The 557-nt window shown below is 52.2% G+C and carries 1 rRNA gene; it reads left to right on the top strand.

The window, feature by feature from the left end:
• Positions 1-557 (top strand): 16S ribosomal RNA (locus tag AAEY62_RS20160); the annotation flags it as partial.

Here is a 557-nt window from a genome sequence, read left to right as displayed (position 1 = left end):
TGTGACGTTACTGACAGAAGAAGCACCGGCTAACTCCGTGCCAGCAGCCGCGGTAATACGGAGGGTGCGAGCGTTAATCGGAATTACTGGGCGTAAAGCGTACGCAGGCGGTTTGTTAAGCGAGATGTGAAAGCCCCGGGCTCAACCTGGGAACTGCATTTCGAACTGGCAAACTAGAGTGTGATAGAGGGTGGTAGAATTTCAGGTGTAGCGGTGAAATGCGTAGAGATCTGAAGGAATACCGATGGCGAAGGCAGCCACCTGGGTCAACACTGACGCTCATGTACGAAAGCGTGGGGAGCAAACGGGATTAGATACCCCGGTAGTCCACGCCGTAAACGATGTCTACTAGAAGCTCGGAGCCTCGGTTCTGTTTTTCAAAGCTAACGCATTAAGTAGACCGCCTGGGGAGTACGGCCGCAAGGTTAAAACTCAAATGAATTGACGGGGGCCCGCACAAGCGGTGGAGCATGTGGTTTAATTCGATGCAACGCGAAGAACCTTACCTACACTTGACATACAGAGAACTTACCAGAGATGGTTTGGTGCCTTCGGGA

It is taken from the genome of Pseudoalteromonas sp. GW168-MNA-CIBAN-0100, assembly GCF_040309225.1.
Taxonomy (GTDB): domain Bacteria; phylum Pseudomonadota; class Gammaproteobacteria; order Enterobacterales; family Alteromonadaceae; genus Pseudoalteromonas; species Pseudoalteromonas arctica.
Note: the sequence above shows the minus strand (reverse complement) of the source record. Positions and strands in the feature narration are given on the sequence as shown.